The following is a 21,906-nucleotide window of genomic DNA, read 5'->3' as shown; positions in this document are numbered from 1 at the left end:
TTATCCTGAACGCTTGCGTTGCTCAAATTCACCTTGGATTATGGTTGGGTGTGAGTTGATCGCGGTGATAACGGCCAAAGCAGCCAGAGAATTGATATCTTTATTGCCACGGTTGAAGGCTGTCATGACTGTTTCTGCAATGATCTTGGCGTCATCATCAGTGCTTGACTTTACAACGAGTGTTTTGGCAGCCTTGTCATAGGCAGCCTGCATGATATCCCAGTCTTCTTGCGAATAAACCGACTTCGATGTGTTATCGAAAGGCATCTTGTGGGGTTCCTCCTCAAGATTGACCCGAAGCATTAAATTAGACCGCCAAATGGGGCATTGCAAACCTCAAACAGGTTTTTTCAGCGAAAATTTTCCCGATATCTCGACAGATTAAGCCGTTGGTTCTGTCTCTGATACTTCCCGGATATGTCGTGAAAGCCGAGTCCACCGCTGGCTAAACCACGGGGTTACCAGCGATATTTTTTCAAAACGCTTGCTGGCAAATGTTGGAGCATTCTCCTCGAATGTCCAGACCTTGAAGTTGATCAACTCATGTGGGCCAAATGTGTAAATCAGAGGGGTGTCAGCCGCATCGCGGCCACGGGCAACAACAATCCGGCCAATACGTCGCTGATTATGGCGGGCGTCAAACGTATGCCATTTACCACCCAGATAGACTTCGAACCATGCGTTGAAATCCATGGGGGCCGGATCGGCCGGCACGCCGATATCACCCATATAACCGTTCACGTAACGAGCCGGAATGTTCATGCAACGGCAAAAGGCGACAGCGAGGTGAGCAAAGTCACGGCATACGCCGACACGTTCTTCATGAGCCTGTGCAGCCGTACGCGTTGCGCGAGCAAAACCATAGCTGAATGTAAGGCGCTGGTTGACATAATCGCAGATCGTCTGAACGCGGGTCCAACCCGGTTTTACATGCCCGAACAGGCTCCAGGCAAGATTGCTCAACTCGTCTGTTTCACAATAGCGACTGGCAGACAGGTAAGCGAGGCACTCTGTAGGAAGTTTGTCGACAGACAGTTCCTGAGCGCCTTCATTAACGGAATCTGGCAGGCCGTCATCTTTTACAACGGCGTCATACTTCAGCGAAAGATTGCCAGCAGGGGCCACTAATCGCAGGCAGTTATTGCCAAACAGATCGGTAAATGTTTCCAGATTAACCTCTGGCGTTGCCGTTGGTCCACGCTCGCATTGGACATCGTTCAGCCGGGCAGATTCCAGATTCAGATAGGTCGTCATAGGCGTTGGCTCGCTGCAACGAATTCCTATCTCGTACCCGACACGGATCAACATGGCCATATCCTTTAATCTTTTCAGGACAACGCTGGGCCGAAGGGCTGGTTCCGTAGCTTTGAACTTTTTACGGCAGAAGGGTTTGCATGTCGGAACATTCATAAATTGTTGACTATAAATCACCACAGTTCGAACCAAATGGGTTCAATTGAGTTATTCTAAGGAGGTGCAGTATGCGCCGCTTGGAGTGGATTGGATTGATCATGGCAGCACGACATCCAGTGAATGACCGGACAGCAAATGTGCTTCGCGAACAGGTGGTGCGCGCTGATTACCGCCGAATGACTGAAACTGCCCGCCCATCACAGGTCGAGAAGAATATTCCGGACGTTTTGCGCGAACTGCTGCAAAGACTTGATGTCGCCGAAAAGAAGCAGACTCGCTAAAGATCAGTATTTGTTGCGTCGATCCCGCGTGGCAGTTGAATTTTTTCCAATTATGTGTCGCAATGTGAATGCTGCCGGAACCCGGCATTCGTCCGGTGTTTCGGTTTAGGAATCGCAAATTCACCCGGGTAGGTCTTTATGATCATTACGCTTGCACTTTTGATTGAGGACGTCGTTGCTATTATCGGCGCCTCCCTGATAGTTGCGGCGCTGCCATGAGTAGTTCTTTCGACGCAATCATTATTGGGGCGGGGCAGGCAGGCCCTTCACTGGCAGGAAGGCTTACGAGCGCTGGCAAAAAGGTTCTGCTGGTTGAACGCAAGCTTTTTGGCGGCACCTGCGTGAACACTGGCTGCATGCCGACCAAAGCGCTGGTTGCAAGCGCCTATGCAGCGCATTTAGCGCGACGCGGCGCTGATTTTGGCGTCACAATCGACACGCCCATCCGCATTGATATGAAACGTATATGGCAACGAGCGGACACCGTTTCCTCAACCGCCAGAAACAATATCGAAAGCTGGCTGAAAGGCATGGATAATTGCACGGTTGTGCAAAGTCATGCGAAATTCACAGGACCGCACGAGATAGCTGTTGGCGGCGAGACCTATACGGCCCCCCAAATATTCATCAATACCGGGGGACGCGCCAATATTCCCGATATGCCCGGTATTGCTGATATCGATTTTCTGACGAATACAAGCATCTTGCAGCTTGATACGCTTCCCGAGCATTTGGTGGTCATCGGTGGCAGCTATATTGGCCTCGAATTTGCACAGATGTATCGCCGTTTTGGTGCGAAAGTGACAATTGTCGAGAAGGGGCCGCGTCTGATTTCCCGGGAGGACGAAGATGTTTCTGAAGCGATCAGGGAGATTATTGAGGCCGAAGGCATTGATTGCCGTTTGAATGCCGAATGTATTTCATTCAAGCGCCATGCGCTGGGTGCGGAAATCACCCTGGACTGTAATTCCGGTGCACCGACAATCATTGGTTCTCATGTGTTGCTGGCGATCGGGAGGCGGCCGAACACCGATGATCTGGATATAGAAAAAGCCGGTATCGAGATTGACGAGCGCGGTTATATCAAGGTCGAAGACGATCTTTCAACAAGCGCGGACGGAATTTGGGCGCTGGGTGATTGCAATGGGCGCGGGGCTTTCACCCATACCGCCTATAATGATTTCGAGATCGTGGCCGCCAATCTGCTTGATGGAGAAGATCGCAAGGTCAGTGCCCGTATTCCGGGCTATGCGCTTTATATTGATCCGCCACTTGGCCGGGTTGGTTTGAGCGAAACACAGGCGCGCAAGACAGGTCGGCCACTCCTGGTTTCGAAAAGACCAATGTCCCGTGTCGGACGCGCGGTGGAGAAGGATGAGACCAAAGGTTTCATGAAAGTCATTGTCGATGCCCAAACAAAGAGGATTCTGGGTGCAGCAATTTTGGGAACCGGCGGCGATGAAGCAATTCATGGCCTACTCGACATGATGAATGCCGATACCGATTACAGGACGCTGCAATGGGCAGTGCCCATCCATCCGACCGTTTCGGAGCTGATTCCAACGCTGCTTGGTGATCTGAAGCCTGCCTAAGGGCAAGCTGAGATTGATAATTGGGTACATTTGATCGACGAGGCATACAAATGCATTGACAACGGACCAACGATGCCGGAAAGTCCGATGAAACGTTTCATATTGAAGAAACGTCGATAATCGGATACATTCAACAATGAATTCGATTGCTTAGGGAGAATTGGAGTTGGCTCAATACGCTCGCTTCAAAAAAGCAAACCAAGGGAGGAAGCCTCGTGAAGAAACTTTTAGCATTACTTGCAATGACGCTGGCATTGGCAGCGCCAGCGCTGGCGGACGGTCCAGTTGATACGTCAAAGGTCAATAAGGAATATGTGACTGCGGCTGATGGCAAAACCTATACGATCGCCACTGTTGTCAAGGTGGACGGTATTGCCTGGTTCGACCGCATGCGTGAAGGCGTTGAGCAGTTCAAATCCGAAACTGGCGCGGACGTCTGGATGGTCGGTCCTAGTTCTGCGGATGCCGCTGCGCAGGTGCAGATCGTTGAAAATCTGATCGCCCAAGGCGTTGACGCAATCTGCATCGTGCCATTCTCCGTAGAAGCCGTTGAACCGGTTCTGAAGAAAGCGCGCGAGCGCGGCATCGTCGTGATTGCACATGAAGCTTCGAACATCGTCAATGCCGATTATGTCCTTGAGGCTTTCGACAACAAAGCCTACGGCGCCAAGTTGATGGAAGTTCTAGCCAAATCAATGGACGGCAAGGGTAAGTATCTTGCTACGGTTGGCAGTCTGACGTCGAAATCGCAGATGGACTGGATTGATGGTGCCATTGAATATCAGAAGAAGAACTTTCCTGACATGTCGCTCGCGACAGAACGTCTGGAAACTTATGATGATGCCAATCAGGACTATACCAAGCTGAAGGAAGCTATGACGACCTATCCGGACGTCAAGGGTATTCTTGGTGCGCCAATGCCAACTTCTGCCGGCGCTGGTCGACTGATTGCTGAAGGTGGGCTGAAGGGCAAGGTATTCTTTGCCGGTACAGGTCTTGTTTCAGTTGCTGGTGAATATCTCAAGAATGGCGACATCCAGTATATCCAGTTCTGGGATCCGGCAGTCGCCGGTTATGCCATGAATGAACTGGCAGTGATGGCTCTCAATAAAAAGACAGACCTGATCAAGGCCGGTCTGAACCTTGGGTTGCCAGGCTATGATAATTTGCTCGCACCGGACGCATCGAAGCCAAACCTGCTTTATGGCGCAGGCTGGGTCGGGGTGACCGCTGAGAATATGGGCTCATATAACTTCTGATATTGAACCTGACTTTGAGATGGAGGCGTTGCAAGACGCCTCCATTTCGTTGATGTTTGCGGGTGTCCACCGCAGCGGGGAAAGCATGAGCGAAAACCTTCTGGAACTGAAAAATGTGGGCAAGCGGTTCGGTGGCCTTGTGGCGCTCGATAATGTTTCGCTTGTTCTGAAGCCCGGTGAAATTCACTGTCTCGCGGGAGAGAATGGCTCAGGTAAATCCACGATCATCAAGATCATGTCGGGCGTTTATACGCCGACGGATGGGCAAATCCTGATTGACGGGAAACCTGTGCCGGGCTTTACACCCGCGCAATCCGTACAACAGGGTATACAGGTCATCTATCAGGATTTTTCCCTGTTCGGGAACCTGACGGTCGCTGAAAATCTGGCATTGAACACATTGCTTCTTGAAGGCAAGACGTCAGTGAGCTGGAAACGTATTCGCGAGCTGGCGACCAAAGCGCTGGCGCGGCTGGGCGTTACCATGGATCTTGATGCGGACGTCGAGTCATTGCCGACATCTGGGAAGCAGATCGTGGCAATTGCCCGTGCCATGATGGGCGATGCCAGACTCATCATCATGGACGAGCCGACAACTGCGCTAACGCGTCCCGAAGTGGACGCCTTATTCCGTATTGTTCGCGATATTCAGGCTCAGGGAATTGCGGTGCTTTTCGTCAGCCACAAGATGCGTGAAATGCTGGAAATCAGCGAGCGGCTGACTGTCTTGCGCAACGGCAAGAAAGTTGCAGAAGGCCCGATTGGCGATTTCAACGAGGCTGCAATCACCCGTGCCATGACAGGGCATGACCTTACTGATCAAACCTATGAATGGACAGCTGTAAAAGGCGATGAGCAGCCGCGGCTGGATGTCAAACAGTTGAGCATTCCCGGCTCTTTCGAGAATATCGACCTGACGTTACGCGCGGGTGAAATCGTTGGCCTGTCGGGTCTTATTGGTTCCGGCCGTACCGAGCTTGCGCTGGCACTTTTTGGAATGAACCCGAAATATACCGGCTCGGTGTCAATCGATGGCAAAGCGGTCCACCCGAAGAACGTACAGGATGCTGTGGCAAGTGGTCTTGCCTATGTTCCTGAGGACCGGCTGACCGAAGGACTTTTTCTGACGCAATCCATCGAGCGCAACATGCTCGCCACATCATTCGAGAATTTTGTCAGCGGCATATTCATTGATCGCAAAAAAGCGGATGCGGCCACAAAGGCCATGTTCGCAGCTATGCAAATCGCAGCACCAGGCCCGCAGACCCCGGTCAATCATCTTTCCGGCGGCAATCAGCAGCGCGTGGTGCTCGCCCGGTGGTTGTTGACCGGTGCACGGGTCCTTATCCTCAATGGTCCAACTGTGGGTGTTGATGTGGGCTCCAAAGCGCAAATTCATCGCAAAATTCGCGAACTGGCTACCGAGAACGGTTTGGCCGTCCTGATGATATCGGACGATGTTCCCGAACTCGTGCAGAACTGTAACCGTGTCATTGTTATGCATCGTGGACGTTTTGTTGATGAAATCGCCGCAAATGCATTGAACGAAGACCTATTAAACGACCGGTTGAAGGCTTTGAAATGACGATTTTCCGCCGATCAGAATTCATCATCGCGGCCATTCTGGTGGTCGCCATGATCCTTATTGGATTGATCAACCCGGCCTTCTGGTCACTGGACAATATGTTCGGGTTGCTCCGCAGCAATGTCATCATTGGTATCATGGCGCTCGGCGTCCTCATGGTGATGATCTCGGGCGGTATCGACGTGTCGTTTACCGCATTTGCGGTGGCAGCGATGTATCTGACCGTCAAGGGAATGCTCTATTTCGGCTATGAAGGTGTGCTTTTGCCCTTTGTTGCGGCAACGCTTATCGGGATCATTCTTGGCGCGTTCAATGCATTCTTCATCCATACATTCCGGATGATCCCGCTGATCGTTACGCTTGGGACTGCCAGTGTCGTGCGCGGTCTGTTGCTCGGGCTCGTCGGCACCAGCATCATTAACATCGATAAGATGCCGCCAGAGCTGATCAATTTTGCCAAGTCCAATCTCGTAAACTCAACATCAGCAACCGGCACGAATTTCGGCCTGACAGCTATGATACTCATCTATCTCGGCTTTGCGCTCGTGACGCATCTTTTCCTGCGTTACACGATGATCGGGCGCAGCATCTTTGCTTATGGCGGTGCGCCGGAAGCTGCCAAACGTGTCGGGTTCGATACGCGCAAGACGCTGTTCTTCGTCTATTGCTTTGCAGGTGCCCTGGCGGGGTTCGCCGGCCTCTTGCAAGGCTCAATGATCTGGCAGGCGAACCCGCGCGATTTCGTAGGTTTCGAGCTGGACGTCATTGCGGCAGTCGTATTGGGCGGCGCATCGATCTTTGGCGGTCGCGGCAGCGTTATAGGAACACTGCTTGGTGTGTTCATGCTCGTCATGGTCAAGAACAGCCTTATCATCATGAAGGTCGATACGACATGGCAACGTGTTGTTGTCGGCTTGATTATCGTTGGAGCGACTGCGCTGACGGCGTGGCGCGACCGCAAGAAACTGGTGTGAGAAGTACAATGTCAGACAGCTCAATCGCCAAACGTATTCTCGGACAGGATCGCAATATCCTGCAGCTTATCGCCATCACCATTCTGGTGTTTGCACTGATGTCATGGCTGAATCCCGACAAATTCCTGCGTTACTATAATTTCGAATCCATTACATATATCATGCCTGAGCTTGGCATTCTGGCTATCGCCATGATGATTGCCATGCTGACAGGAGGTATCGACCTGTCGGTGGTAGGGATTGCCAATCTTGCCGGCATTCTTGCTGGGGTATTCTTCCACTCAGTTATTGTCGGAACAGATCAATCCACTGGCATGATCCTGCTCTATACTGGTCTTGGCATATTGATAGCCCTTGGCATCGGATTGCTGGCGGGACTACTGAACGGTTTGCTCATTTCGAAGCTGCGGATTACGCCCATTTTGGCGACACTTGGAACGGGACAGATTTTCACCGGACTTGCTGTGGTCCTCACGGGCGGTCCGGCAATTACCGGCTTTCCAGATGGCTGGAATTTCATAGGCAATGGCAAGGTGCTTGGATTGGCAACGCCATTTGTGCTGTTCGTTATCGTAGCAGGTGCGGTTGCTCTGCTGCTGACGCGCACAACTTTCGGCGTCAATCTGATGCTCATCGGTACGAACCCCCGTGCAGCTGTTTTTGCCGGTCTGCGTAAGGATCGCATGATCCTTTATTCCTACATGTTGACGGGCCTGCTGTCCGCTATTGCCGGAATTATTCTTTCGGGCCGTACAAATGCTGCCAAGTCAGACTATGGTGCATCCTATCTTTTGCAGGCGGTGCTAATTGCAGTTCTAGGCGGCACCAATCCAGCAGGCGGCAAGGGCAGGGTGCTTGGTGTTTCCATTGCCCTGATTGCATTGATGCTGCTTTCTTCCGGCTTCCAGATATTGCGGTTCTCCAACCATCTTATCGATTTCATCTGGGGCGGATTTCTGCTCATCGTTATTGCCCTGAATGCTTTCCGCAATACAGATAGATAACAATAGCAATTTGAGGGACATACATATGGCACGACGCATTGCAGTGGTCGGCAGCAACATGACCGATCTGGTCACATCGATCATCCGCATGCCTGCACCCGGCGAAACGATCGAAGCTCCTGAGTTTTCAATGGGCTTTGGTGGCAAGGGTGCAAATCAGGCTGTGGCCGCAGCACGGCTGGGCGCTGACGTTTTGATGCTCACCAAAGTGGGTGATGATGTTTTCGGTCAAAGCACGATAAATAATCTCAAGGATAACGGGATCGATATTTCCCATGTCGGGACGGTTGCCGGAAAGTCGAGTGGCGTTGCGCCAATATTCGTTGATGAAACAGGTGAGAACTCCATCTTCATTATCAAGGGTGCAAATAATGAATTGAAGCCTGCGGATATCGATGCAGCTTCGGAGGATCTCAAGAAGTGCAGCCTGATACTAATGCAGTTGGAAGTGCCGCTGGAAACCGTGTACTACACGCTCGCATTTGCCGAGAAACATGGAATTGAAACAATTCTCAATCCGGCGCCCGCTGCACCGGATCTGGACCCTGCAAAAGTCACCACAGCCACTTTCGTTGTTCCCAACGAGACAGAGCTTGCATTGTTGACCGGCTTGCCGACCGGAACAGATGACGAGATCGAGCAAGCCGCACGGTCGCTGATCGCAAAGGGCATTCGCACTGTCATTGTTACGCTGGGCTCCCGGGGCGCTCGCCTTATAACAAAAGATCAGTCAACGATGATTGAGCCGGTCAAGGTCAAACCAAAAGACACGACAGGTGCGGGTGATGCCTTTATCGGCAGCTTCGCGCGGTTCTACGTTGAAAGCGGTGAACTTGAAGCATCGCTGAAGAAGGCTGCAATTTACGCAGCCGATTCCATCACGCGCCCAGGTACACAGAAGTCCTATGCCACTGCCAAGGAGTTCGAGCAATTTCTGGCCACCCAATCCGCATAATGAAGAGGTAAGTACCGTGCTGAAGAATCTCGATCCGCTGCTGAATGCCGATATACTCTATGCACTGAAATCCATGGGGCATGGCGACAGGCTTGTCATTTGCGATACCAACTTTCCGGGCGATTCCATTGCGCGGCAGACAAGATTGGGTCGCCTTTTGCGTATCGACGCAGTGACGGCGCCGCGGGCTGCACGGGCAATCCTCTCGGTGATGCCGCTCGATACATTTATCGATGATGCGGCTGCGCGGATGGAGATTGTCGGGAGTCCTGACGAAATTCCGGATGTGCAGATCGAAATGCAGGCAGAGATCGATCAGGCAGAAGGCAAGCATTGGCCAATGGTGTCTATCGACCGGATGGCGTTTTATGAACATGCCAAAAATGCCTACTGCGTCATTGCAACCGGCGAACGCCGCTTTTATGGATGCTTTATCCTGACAAAGGGCGTCATACCGCCGGAGAACGCTTGAACCTAGGGCAAATTTTACTAGCGGAGCGCAGCTGTCGAGTTGCGTATAACCAACGTCGCATCGAGTAATCCGGTGTCGGTCCCGGTGGCGTTTTCACCGATAACAAACGCCACTGCTCGCGCCGCGATCTTTTCTACCGGTTGGCTGATCGTGGTCAGCCTTGGAGTAATCAGATTGGCGAGCGGAATGTCGTCGAATCCGATGATTGACAGATTGTCCGGAACTTTGAGGTCAAGGTCGCTTGCAGCACGCAGCAAGCCGATTGCTTGCTGGTCGCTGGCTGTGGCAATTGCGGTGGGACGGACGTTTTCAGAACGGCTGAGCAAGCGTTTCCCCAGGACTTCACCAGACTGATAGTCGAAATGCCCCTCTGCGATCTCAGGCTGAATGCCGGCGGCAACAAGCGTATCCAGAAATCCTTTGCGTCGCTCCCGGGAAACAGGAGATTCGTTGGGGCCAGCAATATAGGCAATGCGCCTGTGGCCGAGTTGCAAAAGATGCTGTGCGGCAAGGCCAGCGCCCGCATAATGATCGACCGAAATCAACGGATAATTTTTCAAGCGGCGATCAACTGCAACGGTGGCAATATCACTTTGCCATTTTGCTGGAGCGCCGAATTGCGTTGGGACGACAATCAATCCCGTGGGATAACTGCGAAGCAGGGTTTCGATCTGCGAAAGCTCAATCTTCGGATCATCATTGGTAATGGACAGCAACACGGAAAAGCCTGCTTGCGATGCACTGGCTTCGACGTGTTTGGCAAGCTCGGCAAAAAATGGGTTGGTGATATCGGGAATAACCAGGCCGATCATATCGGTTCGGCTGCGTCTCAAACCTCTTGCGACACCGCTCGGCCGGAAATTCAGCTCCTGGATGGTTGCCTCCACCAGTTCGCGTAGTTCTTTGCCGACAGTTTCGTTTTTGGCTAGCACGCGCGAGACCGTACCGACGGAAACATTGGCCCGCGCCGCTACGTCCTTAATGTTGACCATCGAGAACCTTTTTCCGAATCACTAGCTGACAACTGATGTCAGCCTTACTCCAATCATGCAGTGTGTTCTACGGAGGCCGGTTCAACCATACTTGCGTAAATGCTCGCCGGCTCGTTGCAGCCCCCACTCAAGCAGTTGTCCAGCACGCTCATCGCTGCCAGCTTCCGCATAGCAGCGCAATTCCGGCGCATTGCCCGAGGCGCGATAATGGACCACTTCGCTGGTTGCGAGCATAACGCGTATGCCGTCGATGGCGTCATTAGCCTGAATGGTGCCAAGCTGCGCGAAAAAACCTGCCCGGTGTTCATCGTCGAGTAAGGCCTGTAGGAACGGGCCGCTTTTACTGGACTCGACATGCTCAATACGGCCGCTGCGCGTGAAACGCGCTGGCAGGTCGTTCAGCAATCTCGATGCCGGTACTTTATTGCTCGCCGCCATGCCAAGCACCGCGATAATGGGCAACATTGCATCACGTGTCGGCAATGCCGCCACTGTGCCGCCATCCAGACTCACATTCGAGCCGAGCAGCACGCCGCCATTGGCTTCGAAGCCGACAATCCGCTGATATCCATCCTTGGCCGCCTGTTCCATTGCCTCAATGACATAGGGAGAGCCGACCCTGGTGCGGTAAACCTTGGCAAAAAGGCCGCTAAGCTCGATAGCCGTATTGGATGTGACAGGTGTCACGACTGCATCGGCATTCAAGAAACGTGCTGTGAGCAATCCAAGACTATCACCACGAATAAAAGCCCCGGTTTCATCGGCAACGAGAGGCCGATCCGCATCACCATCGGTCGAGACCAATGCATCGAGCCGGTATTTTTCGGCAGCGCCAGCGGCGAGCGTTATATCCTCCGGCCGCAGTGCTTCCGTATCCACCGGCACAAACACATCCGAACGGGCGATGGCGACTGTTTCTGCGCCCAGTGCACCAAGCACGCTCACAATCAGGTCGCGCCCGACAGAGCTGTGCTGATAGACGCCGATGCGCTTGCCTATGAGTGCTCCGGCATTGAGCATGGATATGCAACGCTTCTCATATTCTACCAGTGCCATTGGCGAAACCTCTCCGGCTTCATCTGGAACGGACATGTCGTTGCCGGCAAGGTCGAGCACGGCGAGAATGCCTGCCTCATCGGTCTTGTCGATTTCACCGTCCGGCCGATAGAATTTCAAGCCATTGCGGTCGGCAGGAATATGACTGCCGGTGACCATGATGGCCGGGAGCCTTTGGGCAAGCGCCCGCAAAGCCAGTGCAGGCGTCGGCAAAGGGCCGCAATTTTCAACCTCCATGCCAAAGACACGGGCAGCATCGATGCAGGCGGCAGCGATTCGCGGGCTGCTCTCGCGCAGATCATAGCCAACCAGCAGCCTGCCACCGGGCGCAATACCATAGGCTTGTTGCATATGGCGCAGAAACGCCAGCGTATAGGCCCGGCAAATCGCATCGGGCAGTTCAGTCACCAGGCCGCGAAGGCCGCTCGTTCCGAATTTCAAGCTTGTCATCGTTTATTCTTCATGCCTCAGGCCTGCGCACGTGCAAATATGCGGCTTCCAGCAACCATATCGACAGGCAAGCCTGTTCGACAAGACAAAACAATTGTCCAAAAGATGTGAACAAGGGGTTTGCAAGCCGATTGATTTCAACTATATGACGACCCGCATCACTTGATGCCACGGTTGTCCATCGGGCAATTGTTGGGGAATAGGTTAACGGTAGACCCACGGACTCTGACTCCGTTAGTCCTGGTTCGAATCCAGGTTCCCCAGCCAATCTTGTTTTTCCCATAAAATTCAAATAGTTAGAGATTTGCCGAAAGGCGAAACCGGAACAGTTTTCAGTCTCAGTCTTCCGGAGCAAGAGGGCGTATTTCTGCTCTTACGCTCGCTTGGCGCTTACTCATATACGCGAGTCTACTGAAATGGGCAGATGTTGGAAACATATCTGCCAGGCTAACATCCATTTGGCACATCGCTCCGAAGAGTCCCGATCGGGTTGATAGTGCCATAAACTGCTTATTTCAATGTAAAATCATCCCGATCAGTTCTTTTTCGTGCAATTGCACCGGAAACATGCTTAAATAATCCCGAAGGGGACGAAAATGAGCAATGTAAGTGATAGCGTCGTCTTGGGGCAATTGATCCGGACAGAGCGCAAACGTCAGAAGCTGACCCAGGAACAGCTCGCAGCACTAGCGGGCGTCGGCGTGCGGTTCGTGCGCGAGCTCGAGAGCGGTAAAGAGAGTTGCCGGATTGGCTTGGCCTTCATAGTGCTGCAAACCCTGGGTCTGTCGGTGTCAGTGACCGGACGAGGCGTTAGCTGATGCCCCGCACTCTCGACGTCTATTTTTACGCCACAAAGGCGGGCGTGCTTGAACAGGCCGATGATGCTCAACTCGGCTTCATCTACAACCGCGACTATCTCGACGCGAAGGCCATGCCGATTTCGATTTCGATGCCACTGCGTGAAGAAGCCTATGCCGATGCAGTAGTCCGTCCCTACTTTTCTGGCCTGTTACCTGACGAAAGAGCACGTCGACGATTGGCATCGGCCTTGGGCGTATCCCATGAAAACACGTTTGGCCTCCTGGAAATAATCGGCGGTGAGTGCGCTGGCGCGTTATCACTTTTGCAGAGCGGCAAACCATTGCCAGGCTTCTCCTCAGGAAATATCCAACCGCTCGGCGAGAAGCGTCTCATTGATGTTCTCGCCCTTCTTCGTGAACGTCCCTTGCTAGGCGGCGAAGAGGGCGTGCGTCTCTCTCTCGCCGGAGCACAAGACAAGCTGGCTGTCTGCCTGATCGACGGTGAAATCGCTTTGCCCGAGGACGGTCGCCCCACGACGCACATCCTGAAACCCTTTATCGAGGGCCTCGATGGAACCGTTGAGAACGAAGTCTTCTGCATGATGCTCGCGGCTAGGCTTGGGCTGGACGCGCCCGCTGTGTCCAGGGCGTCAGCCGGCAAGACCGATTTCATACTGGTTGAACGCTACGACCGCATTCAAGAATCAGGCGGCACAATCCGCAAACTCCATCAGGAGGATTTCTGCCAGGCGCTCAGCGTGCCGCCGGAGCTCAAATATGAGGATGAGGGCGGTCCTGGTGTTGTTCAATCGCAGCAGCTGATCCAGCGCGTCACAGAGCGACCTGCGGCGGATCGGCTTGAGTTCCAGCGGATGTTGATTTTCCATTATCTGGTCGGCAATGCGGATGCTCATGCGAAGAACTACGCACTTCTCTATCGTCAAAATGCACCTGAGCTGGCTCCCATCTACGATGTCGTCTGCACCGCTGCATATCCACGGCTTTCGAAAAATATGGCGATGAAGATCGGCGGGCGATCAGTCCCTGATACGATCCACCTGGAGCAATGGCACTCACTCGTTCCATCGATCCAGGCGGCGCGACGACTGCTTGCCACGGACCTTGCACAGATGGCGAATAGCATTGAGGCTGAGGCGGACAAGCTTTTGGATGAGCTCGGTGAAAAAGTAATGCCGCACCCCATACTCAAGATCGTCCGGAAAATAATCGGAACCCGTGCCGCGCTTATCTTGCGAACGCTCGACAAGGCCGGATGATCGCTGAGGGAGGCGAGCATATACGTCTCCTGCCGGGTGCGCCAAGCGCCCTGATGCGATCGTGCCTGTCGATATTCCGATGGCAGCTTATTCAAATCTGGACTGCTCCGGACTAGCGCAAGAGCAGCTCAAGGAGCAGGCCACGCTGGCCAGCCTGTCCAAACAGCAGAACCAAGCAGCAACAGGCGATGCCGTTGGCGTATTCCTGATCGGTGTGCCAGCATCCAGTACTTTCGGGGATGACAAGGAGGGGCAGGTTGCCGTGTCTAAGGGCAAGGTTAACGCCATTGAATCGGCATTAAAAAGTAAAGGATGCAATTAGGTGGTGGGTTACGGTTCATTCCTTAATTTCTCACATCACTGTCACTGCTTACGGGCCACGATATAGGGCCGATGATCATCGCCCTTGCTTGCGTGGTTCTCGACGGCAATAATCTCAAAACCCGCTATGCTGATGATTTGGCTGAGATCCGCCGCCCGGAAGACACTGGCGTAAGGCGCAAGGCCGACCGCCCGCATAAGCGGCAAGACAAGCCGGACAAGCGGGCTCATCTCACCGACACAGGGTGTCTTGGAGATAAAAAGGCCCTCCGCAGCGAGCAAAGCGTGGATATGGCGCAGTGTGCCGGGCAGATCGCGAACCAGATGGAGATAATTAAAGCCAAGAACAGCATTGTAAGGCCCTTCACTAAGCGCCAGTCCCTCGGCTGTCGTGGTGCGGAAGGCAAGCCCTGCGATGGGTTCGGCGGCACGCTTATCTTCAGCAATCGTGGTCATTTCGCTGGAAATATCTGTCGCGAGATAGGTTTGCACACTACCGCCAAGCCGGAGCGCCGTCGTGCCCGTGCCGCAGCCCAACTCCAAAACCCTGTCGCTTGGTCGCAACAGAGCACGGGTTCGGTCCAGCGTTCGCTCATATCCAGCCTGATCGGCAATTTTTCCTGCCGCATATTTCCGTGAAGACCGGTCCCAGAAACGGGCGTCACTCGCAGTGTTCATAATGGCACTCTTTGTATGTGGAAATGGATCAGCCCGGACAAGGGAGACTGGCACCAACGCAACCCTTGTCAATAGTGTTTGCAAATGGCACGTTGCGGTTGTGTGATTCATGCTTGCAAAAGGAAGCTATATTTTGGCCCACAAGTTCGAAATTTATAAAGACAAAGCTGGCGAGTTTCGGGTTCGCTTTAAATATAACAGTGAGATAATGTTCTCGACGGAAGGCTATTCATCCAAGGCCAGCGCGCAAAACGCCATTGATTCGATCAAGAAGAACGGTCCCGCCGCTCCTGTTGAAGACATCAGCTGATCCTGCCAAACTGGAGCAGGGCAGGCGTGTATAACGCGCCCGCCCTGCTCGGCCCCACGCATCGCATCAATCAGCTTCGGCCAGCTGTGCCCGGGCGTGAAATTCATCTGGCCTTACATGGGCGGCGAAAGGCGGCTTTGGCTTTGCAGGCCGGGTTCGTCACCACTCACTGAAGCAGCGTCATGCAGAGGTCAAGGTTACAGTTACAGGTTACAGGCCAAAGGGCTTGCCCGCTTGTGTTGGCCGTGAAGACTATCACGAGGAAATGTCGGAATCCCGTTCGCCCAATCGTCTTCAGGACAGACGAGCCGTGGAGAACCGCAATGACGATTACCATTACAGCTTTTGAACGTTCACCCGACAAGGGCCAAGGTCTGGCGCGTGATATGCGCGTGCGCTGGGCGCTTGAAGAGGTGGGGCATCCTTATGAGGTGCGGCTTGTTTCATTCAAAGCGATGAAGGAACCTGCGCATCTGGCGTTGCATCCGTTCGGGCAAATTCCAACCTATGAGGACGGAGATCTCACCCTGTTTGAGTCTGGGGCAATCGTGTTCCATATCGCTCAGCGTCATGCGGGCCTTTTACCCGGTGATACCAATGCTCGGGCACGGGCGATCACATGGATGTTTGCCGCTGTTGGCACGGTGGAACCGCCAATCCTTGAGCGTCAAGTTGCCATGTTTGCGGAAGGAGACCGGAGCTGGCGTGCGAAGCGCATGCCCCTCATCGACGATCGCATCCGGGACCGGCTGGGCGAACTTTCCATCCGGCTTGGCGAGGCCGAGTGGCTCGACGGCGCGTTCAGCGCCGGGGACCTCATGATGGTGCATGTACTGCTCAGGCTGAGGGCATCTGGGATACTGGACGAATATCCCAATCTTGTCGCCTACATCGCGCGCGGCGAAGCACGCCCCGCATACAAACGGGCTTTCGCCGCGCAGCTGGCGGCTTTCACCGCAGCATAGAACCGGAATTGGCGAGCGCCGCCGCAACGAAGAGTTCCGACGCTAATAAAAGAAGTGCGAACTGTCTGAGCAGCGGATTAATGGCAGTAATGATAGTCTTGAAGCTTCTGGAAGCTGGTGCCGCTTGCAGGACTCGAACCTGCGACCCCATCATTACGAATGATGTGCTCTACCACCTGAGCTAAAGCGGCGGGAACGCTGGTTTCCCTGTTCCAAAATCGGCCAGACTGGATTGGCCGTGGATGACGCGCCTGATAGCGTCATTGCATTAGAATTGCAAGTCTTGAGCGATGCCCTTTGAAGGTAACATTGTGAAATTGCACAATGGTCATGCGTGGTTCGCCCTTCGACAAGCTCAGGATGCTCACCATGAGGAGGGTCGGCGGTTCGCAAAGACCGATGCAACTGGCAGAACTTGGCACCCTGCAATCAACCGAACCTTCCTCATGGTGAGCTTGTCGAACCACGCATAATTCCTGCAGGCAGCTCCTCCCTCGAACCACGCACAATAAAACATGCCACGCAAAATCACGCGGCGCAGAGTGCTGCCTTGGCCTCTGTATATTCCCGCTCAAGCCGGGCGACGAGTTCGCCTGCCGGAACAATCTGTTTGATTGCGCCGATGCCTTGGCCGCAACCCCAAATGTCTTTCCAGGCTTTCGCGCCGGTGGTTGCCGCTTCAAAATCCATCTTGGAAGGGTCGGCTTCCGGCAAATGGTCCGGATCCATGCCTGATTTGGCGATGGATGGTTTTAGATAATTGCCGTGAATGCCGGTGAAATAGTTGGAATAGACAATATCGGAAGAGGCGCTGTCGACGATCATCTGCTTGTAGTCGTCAACAGCGCGGGCTTCTTGCGTGGCGATAAAGGAGGAGCCTATATAGGCCAGATCTGCGCCCATTGCCTGCGCGGCGAGCACGGCTTTGCCTGTGGATATGGCGCCGGAGAGCAGCAGCGGGCCGTCAAACCATTCGCGGATTTCCTGCACCAGCGCAAAGGGGGAGAGTGGACCTGCATGGCCGCCTGCACCGGCAGCGACGGCGATCAGACCATCGGCCCCCTTGCGGATGGCGGAGTTTGCATGGCGGTTATTGATAATGTCATGCAGGACAATGCCGCCATAGGAGTGGATCGCGTCATTCACCTCGGGAACCGCGCCCAGCGAGGAGATGACAATCGGCACCTTGTATTTGACGCACATGGTCAGGTCATGTTCAAGCCGCTTGTTGGAGCGGTGCACGATCTGGTTGACCGCAAAGGGGACGGCGGGCCTGCCCGGGTTCTTCTCGTTGTGATCGCGCAATGCTTCGGTGATTTCAGCCAGCCATTCATCAAGCTGGGCTTCCGGCCTTGCATTGAGCGCGGGGAAAGAGCCGACAATGCCAGCCTTACACTGCGCAATGACCAAAGCGGGATGGGAAATGATGAATAATGGCGCTCCGACGACCGGGATCCGCAGGTTTTTCTTCAGAATTTCCGGCAATGCCATGGTTACCTCCCAGATATGGTAAATTTTGACGTTTGCGTAAACGTAAGTCTTTTTATCATGCCTTTGATTTTGAGCAAGCAAAAGCTATGGCCCCACTCGCTATCTCATCAAAAACTGTGCTCTGGCCATCATTGCGCCGCCTCTGTCTTGAATAAGCAGTCAGATAGGTTATGGCTACCCTCTGATTCTTTTAAGGGATAATCGTCGGTTTGGAAGCGATCGAACAAGCAATCCGCAATGCATTGGCCAAAGCTGATGCCAGGAACCCTGCCATACGGCTGAAGATTTACGAGTCTGCCTGGGGTGTGCATGAGCGTTCACTGGCGGCCAATGGCGCGCTTGATGATACCCAGCGCGATGCGCGGCGCGAGCGCTTGAAGCTTGTAATCACCAAGATTGAAAATGAAGCGCAGGCGACAGGTCCGGTGGTTCCTGCAGCGCCAACGCCAGTTATAGAGCCGCGTGATCCCGGCTTTTCCGCCCCACCTTCGGCGCCGCGTGGCCGTGATGCGCGTGTTGAGCCGACCATAGGCACCGCACCTGAGCTCGGCGTGCCAGAGCTTGCCGCCGACAGGCCTTTCACTGCCGGAAACGAACGGCCGGACTATGTGAAGAAGGACCGTTACCGGCGCGAGAAAAAGGAGCGTCCGGAGCGCAAAAAGGCTACCGGACTGACGAAGCTTCTCGTCATTCTTGCCCTGCTGGTACTTGCGATCGTTCTATTGTGGATGGTGGCGACGGGCATCATCAATTCGAAGCCTTCCAGCATACCGGCCAGTACGGGAAATCCGGCAACCAGCGGCAGCCATGAACCTCTGAAAGAGGGGCAATTGCCCAGCGAAGGCACGTGGATCGGCATTTTCGAACCATCCGATACAACACAGGTTTCCGTTTCAGGGCGTGCCACGGCGGCCATTGAGGGCACTCAGGCGCAGAAACATCTGCGCATAAAATCGCCTGGCGAAGCCGATGAGATCAGCTTTAAGGTTGGTGAGGGTGTGCTGCAACAGCTTGCGGGCAAGACCGCTCTGTTTGATATCGTGGCAAAGACGCCGGATGGCACTGCGACGCAAATGGCGGTCAGTTGCGATTTCGGTGATCTGGGTGATTGCGGCCGCAAGCGCTACGATGTTTCTGACGCCAGCAAGGAATATCTCGTGCAGGTTGATTTTCCCGCCGACAAGAGACCGACAGGCACTGGCGTCATCAGGATCAATTCTGACATTTCCCAAACCGGCAAGGTTGTCGATATTCTCGCCATCCGCGTTCAGATCACGAACTGACAATAGTGGCGCGTGCGTTTCACTCATCGGGTGATCTGATAGCGGACCGCCGCGCTTCCTATGCCGATATGCTGTTCGACAGCGGGGATCATGCCGCTGCCGCCGACCTTATGGCGCAGGCGCTGGAACTCGTTCCGGATTGGTCAGCAGGACGTTTTCGACTTGGTGAAATGTTGGAAGCAGCAGGCCAGCATGAGGAAGCTGCTGCGGCCTGGCGCGACGTATTGGAACACGATCCGGAAGATCGCTTCGGGGCTGGCCTGAAGCTCGCGGCAACCGGATATGCGGCGGCGCCTGCAACGCCGCCTTTGGCCTATGTGGAAACACTTTTTGACGCCTATGCGCCGACATTTGAAACCGCATTGCTGGACAAGCTGGACTATCGCGTTCCGGAGCTGTTGGCACATGCCATTGAAATGCATGGCGGTGCGCGCCGATATCGTTCGGTGCTTGATCTTGGCTGCGGCACCGGATTGATGGGCCCCTATGTGCGGCCCGTCGCCGACCGCCTGGATGGAATGGACCTGTCGGAGGCTATGTTGCTGAAGGCGGCCGAAAAGCAGGTCTATGACTGCCTCGTCAAGAGCGATGTCAACGAGTTCGAGGTGGAACCCGGAAGCGCTGATCTTGTGATTGCCGCTGATGTTTTTGTTTACGTGGGTGATCTTGATCGGGCCTTTGCAGTGGTCGCAAAATCACTGGCTGTCGACGGTCTTTTTGCGTTCTCGGTTGAAAATCAGGAGAGCAGCGATGAGCCTGTTCTGCAACCTTCGCTGCGTTATACCCACTCGCAAGCCTATATAGAGCGGCTCTTGTCAGCCCATGGCATGGCTTTGATCTCGCTTGCAAGGGAAACAATCCGGCTTGATCGCGGCGAACCCTTGCAGGGGCTGATTGTTGTTGCCAAATTGGCTGGTTGAATATCAATCCTTGCGGAAAATCAGACGGCCAGCCCACCCCGTGACGACGGCCAGAAACACTGCGAACAATCCGTAAAGCAGGCTGTGCTGGTTTGCAGCGCGATAAATGCGGAATTCAAGCCCAGCTTTCACGATGTTGAGACTGGTGGCATTTTCACGCAAAAACTCGCCATTGCGGAAGAGAAAGGCACGCGCCACATGCTTGCCAACAGGAACATTGGCCGGCAGGGAAAGTGTCGCGCGGAACAGCGTCGCCGACAGAAATTGAACGTCGCCGGGGCGCTGGCTATAAAGCTTTTGCTTCAACTTGAGGCGCGGTAGCTCGGCTGTGAACTCTTTAAGCGAATCACTGGAGTCGAAGCTGTCCAGTATGGGTTCATAATACATATTGTTCACGCCAAGCCCAAGCTGCGTGAAGATTTTCGGCGTAGCTATGTCCTGTAGATTGCGCGTGGATGCAAGTGAGTAGGACGCCGGAATGTGCTGGAATGAGGCGGACTCGGCATTGATCCAGATACCCAGGTAGCGGTCTTTGCGGCGAACGACGAAACTGCGTTCCGGCCCTTCAAGAACCACGACGATATCATAGCGGCCCTGCCGTTGAATAAGCGGATCGGCATTGTCCAAGGCTCCGAATACGGTCAGCTCGGTACCACGAAAACCAGAGGTGATCGCAATCGTATCGGTCGAAAGGCCGATCTCCACCGTTTCTGTATTTGCCGGGCGCTGCTGGGCAATGGCGGGTTGTCCGGCAAAAAAAGCAGCAAGCAGTATAGCCAGGCATCGAGCGAACCTCATAAGTCGCCCCCCGTCACGACTGCGAGGCTGATCGAATAGAGGTCATCAGGTGTTACAAACAGTTCGATGGCAAGACGTACGCCAACGGCAAGAACCAGCATTGCCAGCAGCGCGCGCAATTGCTCACCGCGCAGTTTCTGGCCAATGCGCGCTCCATATTGCGCACCGATAACCCCGCCGGACATCAATAGAAATGCGAGCACAATATCGACGGACTGATTGGTGGTTGCCTGCATGACTGTCGTGAAGGCAGTGACGAAAACGATCTGATAGAGCGACGTGCCTATGACAACATTTGTCGGCATCTTAAGCAGATAGATCATGGCCGGAACCATGATGAAACCGCCGCCCACGCCCATGATCGACGACAGGAAGCCTATCGCTGCACCCAATACCAGAATGGGGATAATGCTGACATAGATCTTGGAGGCACGGAACCGCATCTTGAATGGCAGCCGGTGCACCCAATTGTGCTGGCCGGGTTTTTTCAGCGTTGCCAGCTGTCCTGCCCTGGTGCGTCGCATGGCCTGGACGCTTTCGTAAAGCATCAAGCCGCCAATTGTTGAAAGAAAGACCACGTAAAGCAGGGAAACAATCAGGTCGAGCTGACCAAGTTCGCGCAAGAGGACGAAAACATAAATACCTATCGCAGCGCCAACGATGCCCCCTATAACCAGCAACGATCCAAGTTTGATATCAAGCGTACCGCGCTTGAAATGCGTCAGGGCGCCGCTGAAAGAGGAGGCGATGACCTGATTTGCGCCTGTCGCAACGGCGACTGCGGGGGGGATATTGTAGAAGATCAAGAGCGGCGTGATAAGAAACCCCCCACCCACACCAAACATGCCCGACAGGAATCCCACCGCAGCTCCCATGCCGAACAGCACGAAGATGTTGACCGAAATCTCGGCTATTGGCAGGTAAATACCCAAGTTTCTCAAAACCCCATTATGGCGCCCAAGCACCACGATGACAGCAATTCTTTAAGGTTTCTTGCTCGCTTGCGGGCTTTTGTTGAGTTTAGACTCAC

At 54.0% G+C, this 21,906-nt stretch carries 23 protein-coding genes, 2 tRNA genes and 1 pseudogene; 17 read left to right on the top strand and 9 right to left on the bottom strand.

Features of this window, described 5'->3' with window-relative positions:
• On the bottom strand, positions 1-267 hold the full coding sequence (locus ACYJL1_RS16715) for a hypothetical protein (protein WP_460896420.1): 267 nt from the start codon (positions 265-267) through the stop codon (positions 1-3).
• A 114-nt stretch (positions 268-381) separates the two neighbouring features.
• The gene (locus tag ACYJL1_RS16710) at positions 382-1,308 is read right to left on the bottom strand and encodes a transglutaminase-like domain-containing protein (RefSeq protein WP_460896419.1); all 927 of its coding nucleotides are present in this window, start codon (positions 1,306-1,308) and stop codon (positions 382-384) included.
• 173 nt (positions 1,309-1,481) lie between these two features.
• On the opposite strand from ACYJL1_RS16710, the gene ACYJL1_RS16705 reads away from it, so the two are divergent.
• The 8 genes from ACYJL1_RS16705 to ACYJL1_RS16670 all read left to right on the top strand — a co-directional run bounded on the left by ACYJL1_RS16705 (position 1,482) and on the right by ACYJL1_RS16670 (position 9,535).
• A complete protein-coding gene (locus ACYJL1_RS16705; RefSeq protein ID WP_460896418.1) occupies positions 1,482-1,694 on the top strand; it encodes a hypothetical protein in 213 nt (70 codons plus the stop codon).
• Between the two features lie 215 nt (positions 1,695-1,909).
• Entirely contained in the window at positions 1,910-3,286 is a 1,377-nt protein-coding gene (locus ACYJL1_RS16700) for an FAD-containing oxidoreductase (RefSeq protein ID WP_460896417.1), read from the top strand.
• 215 nt (positions 3,287-3,501) lie between these two features.
• Positions 3,502-4,545, top strand: coding sequence for a substrate-binding domain-containing protein (locus ACYJL1_RS16695; protein WP_460896416.1), 1,044 nt, complete (start codon positions 3,502-3,504; stop codon positions 4,543-4,545).
• Positions 4,546-4,630: 85 nt separating this feature from the next.
• Positions 4,631-6,130 (top strand): sugar ABC transporter ATP-binding protein, encoded by a 1,500-nt coding sequence (locus ACYJL1_RS16690; protein WP_460896415.1) that lies wholly within the window; start codon positions 4,631-4,633, stop codon positions 6,128-6,130.
• Positions 6,127-7,104: an ABC transporter permease gene (locus ACYJL1_RS16685; RefSeq protein ID WP_460896414.1), complete on the top strand. Its 978-nt coding sequence runs from the start codon at positions 6,127-6,129 to the stop codon at positions 7,102-7,104. Before ACYJL1_RS16690 ends, ACYJL1_RS16685 begins: the two co-directional genes overlap by 4 nt.
• A gap of 8 nt (positions 7,105-7,112) precedes the next feature.
• Positions 7,113-8,108: an ABC transporter permease gene (locus ACYJL1_RS16680; RefSeq protein ID WP_460896413.1), complete on the top strand. Its 996-nt coding sequence runs from the start codon at positions 7,113-7,115 to the stop codon at positions 8,106-8,108.
• Between the two features lie 25 nt (positions 8,109-8,133).
• Positions 8,134-9,063, top strand: a complete 930-nt coding sequence (rbsK, locus tag ACYJL1_RS16675) for a ribokinase (protein WP_460896412.1) — start codon at positions 8,134-8,136, stop codon at positions 9,061-9,063.
• A gap of 16 nt (positions 9,064-9,079) precedes the next feature.
• Positions 9,080-9,535, top strand: a complete 456-nt coding sequence (locus ACYJL1_RS16670; RefSeq protein WP_460896411.1) for an RbsD/FucU family protein — start codon at positions 9,080-9,082, stop codon at positions 9,533-9,535.
• 17 nt (positions 9,536-9,552) lie between these two features.
• Here ACYJL1_RS16670 and ACYJL1_RS16665 read toward each other — a convergent pair whose 3' ends face one another.
• Positions 9,553-10,527, bottom strand: a complete 975-nt coding sequence (locus ACYJL1_RS16665; RefSeq protein ID WP_460896410.1) for a LacI family DNA-binding transcriptional regulator — start codon at positions 10,525-10,527, stop codon at positions 9,553-9,555.
• An 81-nt stretch (positions 10,528-10,608) separates the two neighbouring features.
• Positions 10,609-12,033 carry a phosphomannomutase gene (locus ACYJL1_RS16660; protein ID WP_460896409.1) on the bottom strand — a complete coding sequence of 475 codons (1,425 nt, stop codon included), beginning with the start codon at positions 12,031-12,033 and terminating at the stop codon, positions 10,609-10,611.
• A gap of 193 nt (positions 12,034-12,226) precedes the next feature.
• Between ACYJL1_RS16660 and ACYJL1_RS16655 the strand changes: the two genes are divergently transcribed.
• From ACYJL1_RS16655 to ACYJL1_RS16640, 4 genes and pseudogenes are all read left to right on the top strand, one after another.
• A tRNA-Gln gene (locus ACYJL1_RS16655) sits at positions 12,227-12,300 on the top strand.
• A 329-nt stretch (positions 12,301-12,629) separates the two neighbouring features.
• Positions 12,630-12,851: a helix-turn-helix domain-containing protein gene (locus ACYJL1_RS16650; RefSeq protein ID WP_460896408.1), complete on the top strand. Its 222-nt coding sequence runs from the start codon at positions 12,630-12,632 to the stop codon at positions 12,849-12,851.
• A complete protein-coding gene (locus ACYJL1_RS16645) occupies positions 12,851-14,110 on the top strand; it encodes a HipA domain-containing protein (RefSeq protein ID WP_460896407.1) in 1,260 nt (419 codons plus the stop codon). Before ACYJL1_RS16650 ends, ACYJL1_RS16645 begins: the two co-directional genes overlap by 1 nt.
• 31 nt (positions 14,111-14,141) lie before the next feature.
• Positions 14,142-14,432 (top strand): annotated as a pseudogene (locus ACYJL1_RS16640) (hypothetical protein); the annotation flags it as partial.
• 41 nt (positions 14,433-14,473) lie between these two features.
• On the opposite strand, the gene ACYJL1_RS16635 reads toward ACYJL1_RS16640, so the two are convergent.
• Positions 14,474-15,109 (bottom strand): class I SAM-dependent methyltransferase, encoded by a 636-nt coding sequence (locus tag ACYJL1_RS16635; protein ID WP_460896406.1) that lies wholly within the window; start codon positions 15,107-15,109, stop codon positions 14,474-14,476.
• Positions 15,110-15,242: 133 nt separating this feature from the next.
• Here ACYJL1_RS16635 and ACYJL1_RS16630 point away from each other — a divergent pair, with 133 nt between their 5' ends.
• The 3 genes from ACYJL1_RS16630 to ACYJL1_RS16620 all read left to right on the top strand — a co-directional run bounded on the left by ACYJL1_RS16630 (position 15,243) and on the right by ACYJL1_RS16620 (position 16,384).
• Positions 15,243-15,419, top strand: coding sequence for a YegP family protein (locus ACYJL1_RS16630; protein ID WP_460896405.1), 177 nt, complete (start codon positions 15,243-15,245; stop codon positions 15,417-15,419).
• A 26-nt stretch (positions 15,420-15,445) separates the two neighbouring features.
• A complete protein-coding gene (locus ACYJL1_RS16625) occupies positions 15,446-15,592 on the top strand; it encodes a hypothetical protein (protein WP_460896404.1) in 147 nt (48 codons plus the stop codon).
• A gap of 150 nt (positions 15,593-15,742) precedes the next feature.
• Positions 15,743-16,384, top strand: a complete 642-nt coding sequence (locus ACYJL1_RS16620; protein ID WP_460896403.1) for a glutathione S-transferase family protein — start codon at positions 15,743-15,745, stop codon at positions 16,382-16,384.
• Positions 16,385-16,499: 115 nt separating this feature from the next.
• Here the strand turns inward: ACYJL1_RS16620 and ACYJL1_RS16615 are convergent.
• A tRNA-Thr gene (locus ACYJL1_RS16615) sits at positions 16,500-16,575 on the bottom strand.
• 337 nt (positions 16,576-16,912) lie between these two features.
• Positions 16,913-17,875: an NAD(P)H-dependent flavin oxidoreductase gene (locus tag ACYJL1_RS16610; RefSeq protein WP_460896402.1), complete on the bottom strand. Its 963-nt coding sequence runs from the start codon at positions 17,873-17,875 to the stop codon at positions 16,913-16,915.
• A gap of 209 nt (positions 17,876-18,084) precedes the next feature.
• Between ACYJL1_RS16610 and ACYJL1_RS16605 the strand changes: the two genes are divergently transcribed.
• Together ACYJL1_RS16605 and ACYJL1_RS16600 are read left to right on the top strand one after the other, a co-directional pair.
• A complete protein-coding gene (locus ACYJL1_RS16605) occupies positions 18,085-19,158 on the top strand; it encodes a hypothetical protein (protein ID WP_460896401.1) in 1,074 nt (357 codons plus the stop codon).
• Positions 19,159-19,163: 5 nt separating this feature from the next.
• A complete protein-coding gene (locus ACYJL1_RS16600) occupies positions 19,164-20,078 on the top strand; it encodes a class I SAM-dependent DNA methyltransferase (protein ID WP_460896400.1) in 915 nt (304 codons plus the stop codon).
• Between the two features lie 3 nt (positions 20,079-20,081).
• Here ACYJL1_RS16600 and ACYJL1_RS16595 read toward each other — a convergent pair whose 3' ends face one another.
• Both ACYJL1_RS16595 and ACYJL1_RS16590 read right to left on the bottom strand, forming a co-directional pair.
• Positions 20,082-20,876, bottom strand: a complete 795-nt coding sequence (locus ACYJL1_RS16595; RefSeq protein ID WP_460896399.1) for a TIGR02186 family protein — start codon at positions 20,874-20,876, stop codon at positions 20,082-20,084.
• Positions 20,873-21,808: a sulfite exporter TauE/SafE family protein gene (locus ACYJL1_RS16590; RefSeq protein ID WP_460896398.1), complete on the bottom strand. Its 936-nt coding sequence runs from the start codon at positions 21,806-21,808 to the stop codon at positions 20,873-20,875. The genes ACYJL1_RS16595 and ACYJL1_RS16590 overlap by 4 nt, the downstream gene beginning before the upstream one ends.
• Between the last annotated feature and the right edge of the window lie 98 nt (positions 21,809-21,906).

This window comes from Phyllobacterium sp. K27 (assembly GCF_054796155.1).
This window is presented reverse-complemented; position numbering and strand designations above follow the sequence as displayed.

Coding starts and splice junctions, on each gene's coding strand:
- ACYJL1_RS16715 (WP_460896420.1), bottom strand. CDS start 267: ATGCCTTTCGATAACACATCGAAGTCGGTTTATTCGCAAGAAGACTGG.
- ACYJL1_RS16710 (WP_460896419.1), bottom strand. CDS start 1,308: ATGTTGATCCGTGTCGGGTACGAGATAGGAATTCGTTGCAGCGAGCCA.
- ACYJL1_RS16705 (WP_460896418.1), top strand. CDS start 1,482: ATGCGCCGCTTGGAGTGGATTGGATTGATCATGGCAGCACGACATCCA.
- ACYJL1_RS16700 (WP_460896417.1), top strand. CDS start 1,910: ATGAGTAGTTCTTTCGACGCAATCATTATTGGGGCGGGGCAGGCAGGC.
- ACYJL1_RS16690 (WP_460896415.1), top strand. CDS start 4,631: ATGAGCGAAAACCTTCTGGAACTGAAAAATGTGGGCAAGCGGTTCGGT.
- ACYJL1_RS16685 (WP_460896414.1), top strand. CDS start 6,127: ATGACGATTTTCCGCCGATCAGAATTCATCATCGCGGCCATTCTGGTG.
- ACYJL1_RS16680 (WP_460896413.1), top strand. CDS start 7,113: ATGTCAGACAGCTCAATCGCCAAACGTATTCTCGGACAGGATCGCAAT.
- rbsK (WP_460896412.1), top strand. CDS start 8,134: ATGGCACGACGCATTGCAGTGGTCGGCAGCAACATGACCGATCTGGTC.
- ACYJL1_RS16665 (WP_460896410.1), bottom strand. CDS start 10,527: ATGGTCAACATTAAGGACGTAGCGGCGCGGGCCAATGTTTCCGTCGGT.
- ACYJL1_RS16660 (WP_460896409.1), bottom strand. CDS start 12,033: ATGACAAGCTTGAAATTCGGAACGAGCGGCCTTCGCGGCCTGGTGACT.
- ACYJL1_RS16650 (WP_460896408.1), top strand. CDS start 12,630: ATGAGCAATGTAAGTGATAGCGTCGTCTTGGGGCAATTGATCCGGACA.
- ACYJL1_RS16645 (WP_460896407.1), top strand. CDS start 12,851: ATGCCCCGCACTCTCGACGTCTATTTTTACGCCACAAAGGCGGGCGTG.
- ACYJL1_RS16635 (WP_460896406.1), bottom strand. CDS start 15,109: ATGAACACTGCGAGTGACGCCCGTTTCTGGGACCGGTCTTCACGGAAA.
- ACYJL1_RS16620 (WP_460896403.1), top strand. CDS start 15,743: ATGACGATTACCATTACAGCTTTTGAACGTTCACCCGACAAGGGCCAA.
- ACYJL1_RS16610 (WP_460896402.1), bottom strand. CDS start 17,875: ATGGCATTGCCGGAAATTCTGAAGAAAAACCTGCGGATCCCGGTCGTC.
- ACYJL1_RS16595 (WP_460896399.1), bottom strand. CDS start 20,876: ATGAGGTTCGCTCGATGCCTGGCTATACTGCTTGCTGCTTTTTTTGCC.